Annotated in this window: 15 protein-coding genes; 6 read left to right on the top strand and 9 right to left on the bottom strand. The window is 67.5% G+C overall.

Annotation, left to right across the window (positions count from 1 at the left end; translation table 11 throughout):
• Together ACZZZD_RS03105 and folK are read right to left on the bottom strand one after the other, a co-directional pair.
• Window positions 1–438, bottom strand: a complete 438-nt coding sequence (locus tag ACZZZD_RS03105) for a cupin domain-containing protein (protein ID WP_463432571.1) — start codon at window positions 436–438, stop codon at window positions 1–3.
• Between the two features lie 47 nt (window positions 439–485).
• Window positions 486–1067, bottom strand: a complete 582-nt coding sequence (gene folK, locus ACZZZD_RS03110) for a 2-amino-4-hydroxy-6-hydroxymethyldihydropteridine diphosphokinase (protein WP_463432573.1) — start codon at window positions 1065–1067, stop codon at window positions 486–488.
• Between folK and ACZZZD_RS03115 the strand changes: the two genes are divergently transcribed.
• Window positions 1066–1602: a LabA-like NYN domain-containing protein gene (locus ACZZZD_RS03115; protein WP_463432575.1), complete on the top strand. Its 537-nt coding sequence runs from the start codon at window positions 1066–1068 to the stop codon at window positions 1600–1602. The two genes, folK and ACZZZD_RS03115, sit on opposite strands and share 2 nt — an antisense overlap.
• Window positions 1599–2237, top strand: coding sequence for a uracil-DNA glycosylase (locus ACZZZD_RS03120; RefSeq protein ID WP_463432577.1), 639 nt, complete (start codon window positions 1599–1601; stop codon window positions 2235–2237). The genes ACZZZD_RS03115 and ACZZZD_RS03120 overlap by 4 nt, the downstream gene beginning before the upstream one ends.
• 3 nt (window positions 2238–2240) lie before the next feature.
• Here ACZZZD_RS03120 and smpB read toward each other — a convergent pair whose 3' ends face one another.
• A complete protein-coding gene (gene smpB / locus ACZZZD_RS03125; RefSeq protein ID WP_463432579.1) occupies window positions 2241–2714 on the bottom strand; it encodes an SsrA-binding protein SmpB in 474 nt (157 codons plus the stop codon).
• Complete coding sequence (gene dapA, locus ACZZZD_RS03130) at window positions 2714–3598, bottom strand: 4-hydroxy-tetrahydrodipicolinate synthase (protein WP_463432581.1); 885 nt, start codon at window positions 3596–3598, stop codon at window positions 2714–2716. The genes smpB and dapA overlap by 1 nt, the downstream gene beginning before the upstream one ends.
• A 125-nt stretch (window positions 3599–3723) precedes the next feature.
• Here dapA and ACZZZD_RS03135 point away from each other — a divergent pair, with 125 nt between their 5' ends.
• Window positions 3724–5784: a lytic transglycosylase domain-containing protein gene (locus ACZZZD_RS03135; RefSeq protein WP_463432583.1), complete on the top strand. Its 2061-nt coding sequence runs from the start codon at window positions 3724–3726 to the stop codon at window positions 5782–5784.
• On the opposite strand, the gene ACZZZD_RS03140 is transcribed toward ACZZZD_RS03135, so the two are convergent.
• From ACZZZD_RS03140 to ACZZZD_RS03155, 4 genes are read right to left on the bottom strand one after another with little or no spacing between them, the layout of a single operon-like run.
• Entirely contained in the window at window positions 5778–6533 is a 756-nt protein-coding gene (locus tag ACZZZD_RS03140; protein ID WP_463432585.1) for an ABC transporter ATP-binding protein, read from the bottom strand. The two genes, ACZZZD_RS03135 and ACZZZD_RS03140, sit on opposite strands and share 7 nt — an antisense overlap.
• Window positions 6530–7516 (bottom strand): FecCD family ABC transporter permease, encoded by a 987-nt coding sequence (locus tag ACZZZD_RS03145; protein ID WP_463436062.1) that lies wholly within the window; start codon window positions 7514–7516, stop codon window positions 6530–6532. Before ACZZZD_RS03145 ends, ACZZZD_RS03140 begins: the two co-directional genes overlap by 4 nt.
• Complete coding sequence (locus ACZZZD_RS03150; protein ID WP_463432587.1) at window positions 7516–8322, bottom strand: ABC transporter substrate-binding protein; 807 nt, start codon at window positions 8320–8322, stop codon at window positions 7516–7518. The genes ACZZZD_RS03145 and ACZZZD_RS03150 overlap by 1 nt, the downstream gene beginning before the upstream one ends.
• Window positions 8319–8948: a TetR/AcrR family transcriptional regulator gene (locus ACZZZD_RS03155; protein WP_463432589.1), complete on the bottom strand. Its 630-nt coding sequence runs from the start codon at window positions 8946–8948 to the stop codon at window positions 8319–8321. The genes ACZZZD_RS03150 and ACZZZD_RS03155 overlap by 4 nt, the downstream gene beginning before the upstream one ends.
• Window positions 8949–9067: 119 nt before the next feature.
• Here ACZZZD_RS03155 and ACZZZD_RS03160 point away from each other — a divergent pair, with 119 nt between their 5' ends.
• The 3 genes from ACZZZD_RS03160 to ACZZZD_RS03170 are packed head-to-tail and all read left to right on the top strand — an operon-like array spanning window position 9068 to window position 12192.
• Window positions 9068–10468, top strand: coding sequence for a glycosyltransferase family 2 protein (locus ACZZZD_RS03160; RefSeq protein WP_463432591.1), 1401 nt, complete (start codon window positions 9068–9070; stop codon window positions 10466–10468).
• Window positions 10469–10486: 18 nt separating this feature from the next.
• A complete protein-coding gene (locus ACZZZD_RS03165; RefSeq protein WP_463432593.1) occupies window positions 10487–11398 on the top strand; it encodes a class I SAM-dependent methyltransferase in 912 nt (303 codons plus the stop codon).
• The gene (locus tag ACZZZD_RS03170) at window positions 11395–12192 is read left to right on the top strand and encodes a TrmH family RNA methyltransferase (protein WP_463432595.1); all 798 of its coding nucleotides are present in this window, start codon (window positions 11395–11397) and stop codon (window positions 12190–12192) included. The genes ACZZZD_RS03165 and ACZZZD_RS03170 overlap by 4 nt, the downstream gene beginning before the upstream one ends.
• Here ACZZZD_RS03170 and ACZZZD_RS03175 read toward each other — a convergent pair.
• A complete protein-coding gene (locus ACZZZD_RS03175; RefSeq protein WP_463432597.1) occupies window positions 12189–13469 on the bottom strand; it encodes an MFS transporter in 1281 nt (426 codons plus the stop codon). The two genes, ACZZZD_RS03170 and ACZZZD_RS03175, sit on opposite strands and share 4 nt — an antisense overlap.
• Between the last annotated feature and the right edge of the window lie 6 nt (window positions 13470–13475).

Genomic DNA, 13475 nt, shown 5'->3' on the forward strand with positions numbered 1-13475 from the left:
TCAGTCAGTCCGACGCGCCAGAGGATAGGCGATGATCAGCACCAGATCGTCCTCGCCCACCTGCTGGATGCCGACATCGCCGCCGTCGTACAGATAGGCCGTATCGCCGGCCTTCATCCGGGTGGTGACGCCGTCCGTGGTCACGTCCCCCTGCCCGCTGACGACATGATAGACCTCGTCGTGGGCGATGACGTGCAGGCCGATGGACGAGCCCGGATGCATGACGCGCTTCCTGAACTCCATCGACCGGTTCGGCGCGACGCCGGAGATTCGGTAGGCGGTGCTCATTCCCGTGCCGTTGTGTGGCGGCGGCTGGCGCACCATCGTATCCGCCTCATGGATCACCAGGCCGACGCCGGCCGGCGGCGAGGCGGGCGCAGGATGCGATTCCTGCATCGCCCCGGCAGTGAGCAGGACGGTCAGCGAAAGGATGAGCATTAAATGTCTCCCGGTGTCAGGATCGAGATCAGCTCACGAACGATCGCCTACTTCAAGGGATGCGCGTCGCGACCGACCGACGCGGTATCGACCAGTTCGCTCGCCGTGCCGCCCTGCATCGGATGCTGCCAGAGCGGCGCGATCTCGACGATAGGCCCCATGACGAACCGTCGCTCGGCCGCGCGAGGATGGGGCAGGATCAGCCCGTCCAGATCGCCGCTCAGCCGCCCGTATGCGACCAGGTCCAGATCCAACGTGCGTGGCGCATTGCGAACCGAGCGTTCGCGACCGAAAGCGTCCTCGATCCTTCCCAGTGCCGCCATCAGTTCGTGCGGATCATGGGCGGTGCGCACCATCACGACGCCATTCAGGAAGGGCGGGTCGTGTGGATCGGGCCACGCCAGGGACGACCACCACGACGACCGCGCCACGACATCGATGCCCTCGCTACGAAATCTCGCCAACGCCGCCTCCAGCGCTTCCCGGCACGAGGACCATGCCCCCTTGTCATTGCAGCCCAGCGCCACGATGACTGCATCATTCAGGTCGAACCCGTCGTCGATTCCGACATCGACGCCTTGCGCGGCCGCACAGCCCAATTTTTCATCTCTTTCGACGGCATAGACCATGTTTCATTCCACCGACCGGCTGGCGATCTTCATCGACGGGTCAAATCTCTATTCCGCCGCGCGCGCCTTGCAGCACGATATGGACTTCCGGCGGATGCTGGACTGGTTCCGCGAGAAATCCATCCTGACGCGCGCCTATTACTATACGGCCGTGGTCGAAGGCGAAGAATTCTCGCCGGTGAAGCCCTTGGTCGACTGGCTGGACTACAACGGCTTCTCGGTCGTGACCAAGCCGGTGAAGCGCTTCACCGACGGCCAGGGTCACAGCCGGATCAAGGGCAATATGGACATCGAGATTGCGGTGGACATGCTGGAGATGGCCCCGCACATCGACCACGCTGTCCTCTTCTCCGGCGACGGGGATTTCCGACGCGTGGTGCAGGCGGTCCAGGCAAAGGGCGTGCGCGTCACCGTCGTCTCGACCCAGAAGACCCAGCCGCCGCATATCGCCGACGAACTGCGTCGCCAGGCCGACGCCTTCATCGATCTGAACGACATGATGGCCGAGTTCGGCCGTCCCAAGGGCGCCCAATGATGCTGACGCCCGAGCCGCCCCGCGACTGTCCGCTATGCCCGCGCCTGGTCGCCTACCGCCAGGAGAATGCGCGCCAGAACCCAGACTGGTGGAACGGTCCCGCCGCCTCGTTCGGCGATCCGAACGCGCGCCTGCTGATTGCCGGTCTGGCCCCCGGCCGCACCGGCGCGAACCGCACGGGCCGGCCCTTCACCGGCGATCATGCCGGTTGGCTGCTGTACGATACCCTGAAGAAGACGGGCTTCGCGCACGGTCATTACGACCCGAACGGCGACGACGACCTGACGCTGACGGACTGCATGATCACCAATGCGGTTCGCTGCGCCCCGCCCGGTAACAAGCCTCTGCCGATCGAGGAAACCACCTGCCGACCCTTCCTGATCGACCGGCTGGCCCTGCTGCCCAATCTGAAGGTGATCGTGACCCTGGGCGACGTGTCGCGCCGCAATATCCTGAAGGCGTTCGGCCGTCCCGCATCCGCCATGCCCGCCGGCCACGGCGCCCAGGGCGAAGCCGGCGGTTATGTCATCCTGAACAGCTATCACTGCTCGCGGTTGAACACGAATACCGGTCGTCTGACGCCTCAGATGTTCGAGGACATCTTCGCGCGGGTTCGCACCCTGATCGACGCCTGAGGCTCAGCCCTTGTCGCGCATCAGCCGGGCCTTGTCCCGCTGCCAGTCGCGTTCAGCCGAGGCCTCGCGCTTGTCGTGCAGCTTTTTGCCCTTGGCGAGGGCGATCTCAAGCTTCGCCTTGCCCGCGTCGTTCAGGTAAAGTTTCAGCGGAATGATCGTCTGGCCGTCGCGCTGAACCGCCCCGATCAGGCGGTCGATCTGCTTCCTATGCAGCAGCAGCTTACGGGGCCGGCGCGGCTCGTGGTTGAAGCGATTGGCCTGTTTGTATGGCGGGATGTCGGCGTTGATCAGCACGATCTCGCGCCCCTCAACCGCCGCATAGCTTTCGGCGATATTGGCCCGCCCGTCCCGCAGCGCCTTGATCTCGGTGCCCAGCAACTGGATTCCGGCCTCGATATTCTCTTCCAAAAAATAGTCGAATCGCGCGCGGCGGTTCTCGGCGATGACCTTGGATTTGGACTGGGCTTGCGGCGCCATCAGCCGACGCCCGCATCCGCCATGGCGCGGTCGATGAGCGGCTTGACCGCATCCGACGTCGGCGACAGCGGCAGACGCGCTTCTTCGCCGCACAGGCCCAGCCGGGCCAAGGCGTATTTCGTCGGCGCCGGCGAGTTGTCGAGGAACAGTGCCTTGCAAAGGCCGATCAACCGGTCCTGCCAATCGCGGGCCGTGGCGTAGTCGCCCGCCGCCGCCGCATTATGCAGCGCGACCATGGCTTCGGGCGCGACATTGGACGCCACGGAGATCAGCCCGACCCCGCCCGTGGCGTGATAACCCAGATAGCTCGGATCATCGCCCGAGATCAGGTCGAACTGGCCGCCGATATTGGTCCGCATCCAGCTGACCCGGCTCATGTCGCCGGTGGCGTCCTTGATGCCGACGATGTTCGGATGGGCCGCCAGCCGGGCCACCGTCTCATTGGCCAGATCGGCCCCGGTTCGCCCCGGCACATTGTAGAGCACGATCGGCAACTGAACAGCGTCGGCCACAGCCTCGAAATGCGCCGCCATGCCCGCCTGCGACGGCCGAATATAATAGGGTGTGACGATCAACGCCCCGTCCGCACCCACCGTCTTGGCGTGCCGCGTCAGGTCGATAGCCTCTTTCGTATAGGGCGATCCCGTACCGGCGATGACCGCGACGCGCCCGGCCGTCAGCCGCACGCACAGTTCGATCACGTGCTTTTGCTCGTCCAGATCCATGCTGGCGCCCTCGCCCGTCGTGCCCATCGGCACGACGCCGTGGACCCCTGCGGCGATCTGGCGCTCCAGCAATTTGGCGAATGCGGCTTCGTCCACGTTTCCGTCACGAAGTGGTGTGATCAGGGCGGTGATCACGCCCTTGAACAAGGGGGCGGTCATGAGACTAAACTTGGCCTGCGTGGGGAGGGACGATGGACGGATGTTCATCGCCTTTGCAATGAGCGCGGGACGTTAGGTCGCCAGCGGCTTCGCCGCAACCGGATTGAATGAGAACAGGACAGATCATGATAGCGACCAGTCTGGCGGCGGCCCTCGCCGTTCTTGCGCCGAACCCGCAGGACGTCCTGCCGAGCCAGCCTGTTCCCGACGCCTCGGCGTCGTCGTCCGTGCCCGGCTATTCCGCCACCTATCAGGGCCGCGTGCTGAACGATCAGGACACCGCGCTGTTTCGCCAAGGCCTGGCGGCGGCGCGCGCCCGCGACGTCTTCGGCGCCCAGTCCGCCATGTCGCAGATCAGGGACGCCTCGGCGCGCAAGCTGGTCGAATGGGCGCTGATCGACACTTCCGGTGAGCAATTATCCTACGCCGACTTGGCGCGCGGTCAGAGCGACCTGGCCAACTGGCCGCGCGGCGAATCACGTCGTGCCGCCGCCGAGAAGGTTCTGGATCGTTCCGGCATGGGCGCCGATGCGGCCCTGGCCCTGATGTCCGACGGCAAGCCCACGACGGTTGAAGGAGCCATCGCCTACGCCTCGGCGCTTGAGCAACGCGGCCGTCAGGACGAAGCCCGCGCCCTGGTTCGCGATTGGTGGCGCACCCGCTCGTTCGACGACGCGCCGCAGTCGCGCATCCTCGGCCAGTGGGGCTCCTGGCTTACGCCTGCTGATCACGAGGCGCGGCTGAACATGCTGCTGCTCGGTCCGCACGGGCCGGCGACGCGCAGCATGGTCAATCTGGTCTCGCCTGATCGCGCCGCCATCGCCAACACCGTCATGACTCTGCGCTCGGCCTACAGCCCCGACGCCGTCATCGCCAATCTGACGCCTGCTCAGGCGGCCGATCCCGCCGTCGTTCTTGAACGCGTCCGTCTCCTGCGGTCACAGAACCGCCAGTCCGAGGGTTTCGCCCTGCTGGCCAATCTGCCGCCTGCACCGGCCCACACGGCCGGCGACAACACACTGTGGAGCGAGCGTCGCAACTATTTCCTCGACGCCCTGCAGCAAGGCAACTGGCGCGCCGCCTATGACGCCATGAACGGTCACGGCTTCACCTCGGGCGACCGGATGGTGGATGCCGAGTTCTTCGCCGGCTGGGTCGCCCTGACCAAGCTGAACCAGCCCGAGGTCGCCGCCCGCCACTTCGAGGCCCTGCGCACCGCCTCATCGACGCCGATCACGCAAGGTCGCGCTTTCTACTGGCTGGGTCGGGCGGCCGAGGCGCGCGGCGAACGCGACGCCGCCCTCGCCTATTATCGCAACGGCGCCCAGCACTGGCAGACCTTCTATGGTCAGCTGGCCGCCGAGAAGGCGGGCATGACCACGCTTCAGCTGCCGGGCGAACCCGTCCCGTCTCAGGCGGACATCGCCCGCTTCGAAGGCAATGAGATCGTTCGCGCCACCCGTATCTTGGGCGAAACCGGCGAAACAAGCCTGCTGCGCGTCTTCGCCTATCAACTCGACAACGACCTGCCGACGATCAACGACCTGGCCCTGCTGATGGACCTGTCGCGGGGCTATGGCGAAGGCTTCACCGCCATGATGGTGGGTCGCGCCGCCAGCCAGCGCGGCTTCGTCATGCCCGAGCGCATGTATCCCATCCGCATCCCACCCCAGGTCGGCGGCGCCGCGCCGCTGGAGTTCACCCAGGCCATCACCCGCCAGGAATCCAGCTTCGACCCCCGCGCCCGTTCCGGTGCCGACGCGCGCGGCATGATGCAGTTCCTGCCGTCCACCGCCTCGGGCGTCGCGCGCCGCCTGGGCATGAGCTATTCGGCCGATCAGCTCTGGGATCCCGACTACAACATGACGCTGGGCAGCTATCACCTGGGCGAGCTGATGGCGTCGAACAACGGCTCCATGCTGCTGGCGACGGTCGGCTACAATGCCGGCCCTGCGCGGCCCAGCCAGTGGATCGCCCGCTGTGGCGACCCGCGCGGCGATGCGGTCAAGACCATCGACTTCATCGAATGCGCGCCCTTCACCGAGACGCGCAACTACATGATGCGGGTGATGGAGAACATGGCCGTGTACAAGGCGCGCCTGAATGGCGGAGTGGCTCCGCTGACGCCCTCGGCCGACATCGCACGCGGGTCGGCGGCCGGCGCGCGTCCCTACGTCGCCTACTGAACCCTACGGGCCGCCAGCAGCGGCCCGTTCGGTCCCTCGATCCAACCGCCGTCCAGCCCGAACACGTCGCGCAGGACGGCGGGGGCCAACGCCTCCATCGGCTGGGCGTCGGCGACCGCCCGACCGTGATCCAGCACTACGACGCGATCCGCCACCGTGGCGGCCAAAGTCAGATCGTGAAGGCTGACCAGCACCCCGGCGCCCCGGTCCGCCCGCGCCCGTAGCCTTTCCAGCACCAACCTCTGCGCATCCGGGTCCAGTCCTGCAATCGGCTCGTCGGCCAGCAGCAAAGGCGCGTCGACCACCAGGGCCCGCGCAAGCAGCACACGCGCCCGCTCTCCCCCCGACATCTCCGCCACGCCGCGATCCGCCAGATGAGGGGCGCCTACCTCGTCCAGCGCCGCTCTGGCCCGCGCCAAGGCCTCGGCGCCCGACAGGAACGGCGCGCCCAGGGCCGCTACCTCGACCGCCGGCAAGTTCCATGCGATCCGCCGCTCCTGCGGCAGATAGGCCGCCCGTTCCGCCCTCTGACGATGGGAGAGGTCTGCGATGGGCGTCCCGCCCAGCCTGACCTGACCGCCGGTGATCGCCAGCAAGCCCACAGCGGCGCGGATGGCGCTGCTCTTGCCCGCCCCGTTCGGCCCGCACAGGGCGACGACCTCGCCTGCCGCAACAGACAGATCGACCCCATCCAGAACCACGGCCTTGCCCAGCCGCGCCTGAATCTTCTCCAGCGACAACAAACTCACAGCCGCCAGTCCCGCGCCGCGCGCCAGGCGATCAGGGCGAACAGCGGCGCCCCAATCAGGGCCGTGAACACGCCCAGCTTCAACTCCTGATCCGTCGGCGTCAGCCGCGCCAACAGGTCCGCGACGATCAGCATCAACCCGCCCGCCAGCGCCGAGGGCGCCAATATCCGCTTCGCATCGCCCCGCACCGCCGCCCGCACCAGATGCGGCGCGGCCAGACCCACGAAGCCGATGACGCCCGCCACCGCTACCGCCGCCCCCGTCGCCACCGCGGCAGTGATCAGGGCGAAAACCCTCAGCCGTCCCATGCTCAGGCCCGACGCCGCCGCCCCCTCGTCGCCCAGGGTCAACATCCGCAGACCCGACCCCGACAGGCCGGCGAACACGCCCGCGACGATCACCGCCGGCGTGACCCAAGCCACATCGACCCAGCTGCGGTTCTGCACCGACCCCAACAGCCACGACATCACCTCCGCCGAAGCGATCGGCGACGGCGACAGGTTGAAGATCAATGCCGTCGCCGCGCCCGCGAAACTGGACAGGGCCACCCCGAACAGGATCAGCGCCTCGGGCGCCCGCATGGCCCTGGACGCCGCGATCAACAGTCCCCCTGCCAACGCCGCGCCCGCCAGCGCCGAAACCTCGACCAATCCCGGCACGGCCGCCGCGCCCAGCACGATGGCCAGCGCCGCGCCCAGGGCCGCAGTCGCCGACACCCCAAGCACGCCCGGATCGGCCAGTGGATTGCGCAACAGCCCCTGCATGATAGCGCCCGCGAGCCCCAGGGCCGCGCCGACGACCAGGGCGCAGACCGCACGCGGCGCCCGCACCTGCCACAACACTTCGGCCGGTCCTGACGTCGGATCGCCGAACGCGGCGGCATACTGCGCCCCGCTGAACGCCGTCTCGCCCGCCAGGATCGCCAGCGCCAAGGCCGCCACGATCAACAGTCCCAGGATCAAACACAGTCGCACCGTCGCGATCACGGCCGGCCCTCAGCCATCATCGCAACCGCATCGGCCGCGAACCAAGCGGGACAGGTCAGGCTGGCCGCCGGCAATCGCGCCGCCGTCCGTCCCTCGGCCGCCCGGCGAACGACCGGATGCCGTCCAGGCCCGCGCAGGTCGGCCCGCAACTGATCGAAAAAGCCCAGAATGAACCGCGCCGGCGGGTTCAGGGCGATCTGCTCCACGCTGACGGCGCCGAAGCCGGGGGCGGTGGTCAGGTTGCGAAATCCCGCCGCGCGCATCATCGCATCCATCAGCGTGCCCGGCCCGGAGGTGAACCCCCCCGAGGTCAGATAGACCGCGCCCGGCGCCTTCGCCGTCCCGCCAGCCGGCGCCGCCCGCGCTAGCTGGGCGTCCATCCGCCGCTCCAGCCGGCGTCCCCGCTCGACCTGGCCCAGATCGCGCGCCGACGCGCGGATGTTCTGGCGAACACCCTCCAGATCGACGGCGTCATTGATCGTGATCACCTTGACCCCGCGCTGCTCCAGCGCCGCCAGCAGTCGGGGTTCGCCGCCCCAATAGCGGACCGCCACGTCCGGTCGGAAACCCGCCGCCGCCTCCAGCGTCGGCCGCAACCGCCTGTGCCCTGCCGCCTCGCGCCGCAGCCAGGCGTCGGGATCGTCCGCGCGCGGCGACAGCGCCAGTTCCGCGTCGGACGCAAGCGCCAGAACATATTGATCCGCACACTGATCGAGCGCCATGACCCGTAAAGGCCTCGCCTGGGCCACGCCTGCGGTGGCGATCAAGATCATGGCCGCGAACGCCATCAGGCTTCGCTTCATGGCCGGGGCAGACCTGCGAACAGCGCGTCCAACATCGTGTCGACCAGCGTCTGACGATCCGCCCACGGAAAATACGGCTTGGTGATCATCAACGACACGACCCCGTGCGCCGTCGCCCAGATGGCCTGGGCCAGGACGCTGGGATCGCCTTTCAGGTCGCAGGCCGCCACTGCGTCCGCCACCGTCGCCTCCAGCGTCGTGAACAAGCCGCCGCCCAGTTCGCGCGCCATGTCCTGGGCGCCCTCGCGCGCCTCGACCGGCCGCGTCAGATAGATCAGGCGATAGGCGTTGGGATGGGCGAAACCGAAATCTACATAGCCGTCGATCATCCGCCGCAACCGGCGTATCGGCGGCGCATCCTCGTCCGCTACAGCCGCATTGGCGGCGATCAGGCGCGAAAAGGCGTCGCGACAGATCTCCTGCAGGATCGCACCCTTGTCGGGGAAATGCATATAGAGCGCCGTGGACGATAGGCCGACCTCGTCCGCGATCTTGCGAATCGTCGCGCCCTCATAGCCATGCTCGACGAAGATGCGCTCGGCCGCCGTCAGAATTTCGCCGCGCCGCGAATGGCCTTCGCCCTTGGGCTTTCGGGTCGTGCGCGAAGAGTTCGAAACGTCAGACAAGCGGCTGCTCCGGGTGAGGCGCCCTGAATAGCGACAATCCGTCCCAGACGCCAACCAGCTTGCCGAACGAGGTTGTTTCAAATAGCGATTAACGGTTGTGGAGATGCGGGGGCGACGACATGGAGGTCTGGACACATCCGGGGATCACGCCTCGCAGGAACGGCGCCGCGCGGCGCATGCCCAGCGGTTTCCAGATCACGGCGATGATCTTGCTGGCCCTGGGCTCTGCCGCCGCCCTGGTCCGCTGGCCTCATGCCGCTTTTCTGACGCTGCTTGTTTTGTTCCAGGCCGCCTTCGTCGTCTCGGCGATCTGGAAGACCGTCATCGCCATCGCCAGTCTGCGCCGCCCCAAAGCCTGCGCGCGTCCCATCGTATGGCCGCGCTACACCATACTGGCGGCGTTGCATGACGAGGCGGCGGTCACCCCGCAACTGATCGCAAACCTGGCCCGCATCGACTATCCGCCCGATCGGATTGAAGCCTTCATCGTCCTGGAAACGCACGATCACGCCACTCTCGCCGCCGCCCAGGCCACGCCGCGCCCGTCCTGGATCAAGATCGTGGTGGTCCCGCCCGGCTTGCCCCTGACCAAGCCACGCGCGCTGAACCACGCCCTGAGGCAGGCCACAGGCGATCTAGTCACCATCTACGACGCCGAAGATCGACCCCATCCGCAACAACTGCGTCAGGCGGCGGCGCGTTTCGTGGCTCAGCCTCGGCTGGGTTGCCTCCAGGCGCCGCTACGCATCCGCCCCTCGGGTCGCGCCGGTTCAGCTTTCCTGGATCGGCAGTTCGCCTTCGAGTACGCCGCCCTGTTCGAAGTGACGCTGCCAGGCATGGCGCGGCTGGGCCTGCCGTTCCCGCTGGGCGGCACCAGCAACCATATCCGCATGACCGCCCTGCGCTCCGCCGGCGGATGGGATGCGCACAATGTGACCGAGGACGCCGACCTGGGCTTTAGGCTGTGGTCGCTCGGCTGGAAGCTGGACGTCGTCGACTGCCCGACGTGGGAGACCCCGCCCGGGGCGCTGGACCGTTGGCTGCCTCAGCGGACCCGGTGGCTGAAGGGCTATATGCAGACCTGGGGCGTCCACACCCGACGCCCGCTGGGTCTGGGGCGACGGGGACTGCTGTCCCTGGTCATGACCCTGGGCGCGGGCATCTTGTCGGCGGCTGCCCATGCCCCCACCCTGGCCTGGCTGGCTTCAGCGCTGATGGTCGGGCTTCATGCGGGGATCGCGCCAGCGACGCCTGTGGGTTCGCTGGGCGTGCTGGCGTTGGGCGTCATCGCGGCCTGGATGGGCTGCGCCGTCGGCGCCAAGCGTGCGGGCCTGGACTATCGGCTGGGCGACATGCTGGCCGCGCCCGCCTACTGGTCCCTGCTCAGTCTGGCCTTCGTCCACGCCGCCTGGCGCCTGGTCGTCGAACCTCACGTCTGGGACAAGACCCCGCACGACGGCGACGCCCAGGCGCAGGAAATGACCGTCGTGGCGCAGGAGTCTGGACGCGAGGCCGCCTGAGCGCCTATCAGCCCGACGATGGCGCCCGTCCTTTCAAAAACTCCCGAAACGCTCGTGACCTCCGGCTGGTCCGACTACGCCCTGCTGGACAGCGGCGACGGCAAGAAGTTGGAACGCTATGGCCGCTACACTGTGGTTCGGCCTGAGCCGCAATGTTTCTGGTCGCCCCGCGATCCGGCCGCGTTCGAGAACGCCACCGCCCTGTTCGATCCGCAGCAGGAAGAGGAAGACAGCGGCCGCTGGAAGTTCGACCATCACGGCCACATCGACGCCTTTCCCCTGAAATGGCGCGACGTGAAGTTCACCGGCCGTTTCACCCCTTTCCGCCACCTGGCCTTCTTCCCCGAACAGGCCGCCAACTGGGAATGGCTGGACAGTCGAGTGCGAGAGTTCACGCGTTCGGCCGGCCGCGCACCCAAGATCCTGAACCTGTTCGGTTACACCGGCGTCGCCAGCCTGGCCCTCGCCGCAGCCGGCGCCGAGGTCACCCACGTCGACGCCTCCAAGAAGTCGGTCGCCTACGCCCGCGAGAACGCCGAACAGTCGGGCCTGGCTCAACATCCGATCCGCTGGATCGTCGAAGACGCCCGCAAATATGTAGCCCGCGAGGTCCGTCGCGGATCGAAATACGACGGCATCATTCTGGACCCGCCTAAATACGGACGCGGCCCGACCGGCGAGGTCTGGCGCCTGTTCGAGGACATGCCGAGCCTGCTCAAGGATTGCGCCGCCCTGCTGGCCGACGACGCCGACTTCCTGCTGCTGAACGCCTATGCGGCGCGCGTGTCGGGCCTTTCGCTGGCGCACCTGATGGTCGAGGCGACCCATGATCGCGGCGGACGAATCGACTGGGGCGAACTGGCCCTGTCGGAAGACGGCCCGGACGCTCGCGCCATCGGCCTGTCCTTCTTCGCCCGGTGGAGCAAATGACCGAACGCGTCATCACCTCCCTGACCAATGACACGGTCAAGGGCGTCCGCGCCCTGCATATGCGCAAGGAACGCGACCTGGCCGGGACCTTCCTGGCCGAGGGTCTGAAGTTCATCGGCGAGGCGCTGGACCAGGGCCGCGCGCCCAGGATGCTGCTGGTCGGCGAGGACGCTCGTCCTCACCCCCTGCTTGACCGCGCCAAGGCCGCGACGATCAATGCCGGCGGCGACATCGTCGTCGTCACCCACGCCATCCTGGAAAAGATCAGCCGCCGCGACAATCCGCAGACCGTGCTGGGCGTGTTCGAACAGGCCTATGCTCCGCTGGACAGCCTGAACCCCGCCTCGGCCCCCTGCTGGGTCGCGCTGGAGCAGGTGCGCGATCCGGGCAATCTTGGCACCATCATCCGCACGGCGGACGCGGCCGGTTGCGGCGGCGTGATCCTGATCGGCGACTGCGTCGATCCCTATTCGGTCGAGGCGGTTCGGGCCACCATGGGGTCGGTCTTCGCCGTCTCGATCACCAAGACCACGCCCGAGGCTTTCCTGACCTGGTGCAAGACCTGGCCCGGCAGCGTCGTCGGCACCCGCCTGGACGCCAAGGTCAGCCACCGCTCGGCGGTGATGCAGAAGCCGTCGCTGATCCTGATGGGCAATGAGCAGGCCGGGCTGACCGATGATCTGGCCGCAGCCTGCGACGTCAACGTCAAGATCCCGATGCGCGGCCGGGCCGACAGCCTGAACCTGGCCATCGCCACCGGCATCATGGTCTACGCCGCGACCGACGAGGCCTAACGCTTCTCTTCGGGCGCCACACGGCTCATTCCCCAAAGGGCGACGATGGTGACCAGGGCCGAAATCACCAGATAGCCGCCGACGGCCCCCGGCCCGAAGCGCTCCGCCAGCTTCAGCGCGATATAGGGCGCCAGCGACGCCCCCAGGATGCCGGCCAGGTTGAACGCCATCGACGCGCCTGTGTAGCGCACCGCCGTCGGGAAGGGCCGCGCCATGGCCGCCCCGATGGGGCCATAGGTGCAGCCCATCAGGGCGAACCCCAGCGCAAAGAAGATCAGCAGCCCGGTCAGACCGCCCCCGAACAACGGCGCGAACAGGAAGCCGAACAGGCCGATCCCCGCCGAGGACCAGATCAGCACCTTCACCTGCCCGTATCGGTCCGCCAGCAGCGCCGTCACTGGAATACAGGCGGCGAAGAACAGCACGCCGATCAACTGGATCGGCAGCACATCGGCCCGCGCCAACCCCATCCCCGTCGTCGCCCACCCCAGCGCAAACAACGTCATCAGATAGAACAGCGTGAAGGTCGTCACCCCGCTGAATGTCCCCAGCACCAGCGCCGCCTTGTGATGGGCGAACAGGGTCACGGCCGGCGCCTTGACCCGCTCGTCGCGATCCACGGCCTTCTGGAACTCGGGCGTCTCGGTGATCTTCAACCGCACCCACAGGCCGACGAACACCAGGATGGCGCTGGCCAGGAACGGAATCCGCCAGCCCCAACCCTCGAACGCGCTCTCGCTCATGGTCGAGGTCAGGACGATGAAGGAGGTCGTCGACAGGATGAAGCCGATGGGCGCGCCCAGTTGCGGGAACATGCCGAACCAGGCCTTCTTTCCCGGCGGCGCATTCTCGGTCGCCAGCAGCACCGCCCCGCCCCATTCGCCGCCCAGACCTAACCCCTGGCCGAACCGACAAAGCGCCAGCAGCGTCGGCGCCAGCAGGCCCACCTGCTGGTGCGTCGGCAACAGGCCGATGGCCACTGTCGACAACCCCATGGTCATAAGCGCTGCGACCAGTGTCGCCTTGCGCCCCACCCGGTCCCCAAAATGCCCGAACGCCAAGGCGCCGATCGGTCGCGCGAAGAAGGCGATGGAGAAGGTGGCGAACGACGACAGTAGCGCCGTACCCGGATCCTCGCCGGGGAAGAACAACGCCGGAAACACCAGCACGGCGGCCGTGGCGTAGATGTAGAAGTCGAAGAACTCGATCGTCGTGCCGATCAGGCTGGCGAACAGCACGCGACCGGTGGAGTTCTTCGGCAGGACGGCGTCGGACATCATCGG

This window comes from Brevundimonas sp. AC546 (assembly GCF_979258305.1).

What these genes read in the sequence shown, in the direction of transcription:
- ACZZZD_RS03115 (WP_463432575.1), top strand. Translation starts at nt 1,066, where the DNA reads ATGTTTCATTCCACCGACCGGCTGGCGATCTTCATCGACGGGTCAAAT.
- ACZZZD_RS03160 (WP_463432591.1), top strand. Translation starts at nt 9,068, where the DNA reads ATGGAGGTCTGGACACATCCGGGGATCACGCCTCGCAGGAACGGCGCC.
- dapA (WP_463432581.1), bottom strand. Translation starts at nt 3,598, where the DNA reads ATGACCGCCCCCTTGTTCAAGGGCGTGATCACCGCCCTGATCACACCA.
- ACZZZD_RS03165 (WP_463432593.1), top strand. Translation starts at nt 10,487, where the DNA reads ATGGCGCCCGTCCTTTCAAAAACTCCCGAAACGCTCGTGACCTCCGGC.
- ACZZZD_RS03175 (WP_463432597.1), bottom strand. Translation starts at nt 13,469, where the DNA reads ATGTCCGACGCCGTCCTGCCGAAGAACTCCACCGGTCGCGTGCTGTTC.
- ACZZZD_RS03135 (WP_463432583.1), top strand. Translation starts at nt 3,724, where the DNA reads ATGATAGCGACCAGTCTGGCGGCGGCCCTCGCCGTTCTTGCGCCGAAC.
- ACZZZD_RS03170 (WP_463432595.1), top strand. Translation starts at nt 11,395, where the DNA reads ATGACCGAACGCGTCATCACCTCCCTGACCAATGACACGGTCAAGGGC.
- ACZZZD_RS03150 (WP_463432587.1), bottom strand. Translation starts at nt 8,322, where the DNA reads ATGAAGCGAAGCCTGATGGCGTTCGCGGCCATGATCTTGATCGCCACC.
- ACZZZD_RS03105 (WP_463432571.1), bottom strand. Translation starts at nt 438, where the DNA reads ATGCTCATCCTTTCGCTGACCGTCCTGCTCACTGCCGGGGCGATGCAG.
- folK (WP_463432573.1), bottom strand. Translation starts at nt 1,067, where the DNA reads ATGGTCTATGCCGTCGAAAGAGATGAAAAATTGGGCTGTGCGGCCGCG.
- smpB (WP_463432579.1), bottom strand. Translation starts at nt 2,714, where the DNA reads ATGGCGCCGCAAGCCCAGTCCAAATCCAAGGTCATCGCCGAGAACCGC.
- ACZZZD_RS03120 (WP_463432577.1), top strand. Translation starts at nt 1,599, where the DNA reads ATGATGCTGACGCCCGAGCCGCCCCGCGACTGTCCGCTATGCCCGCGC.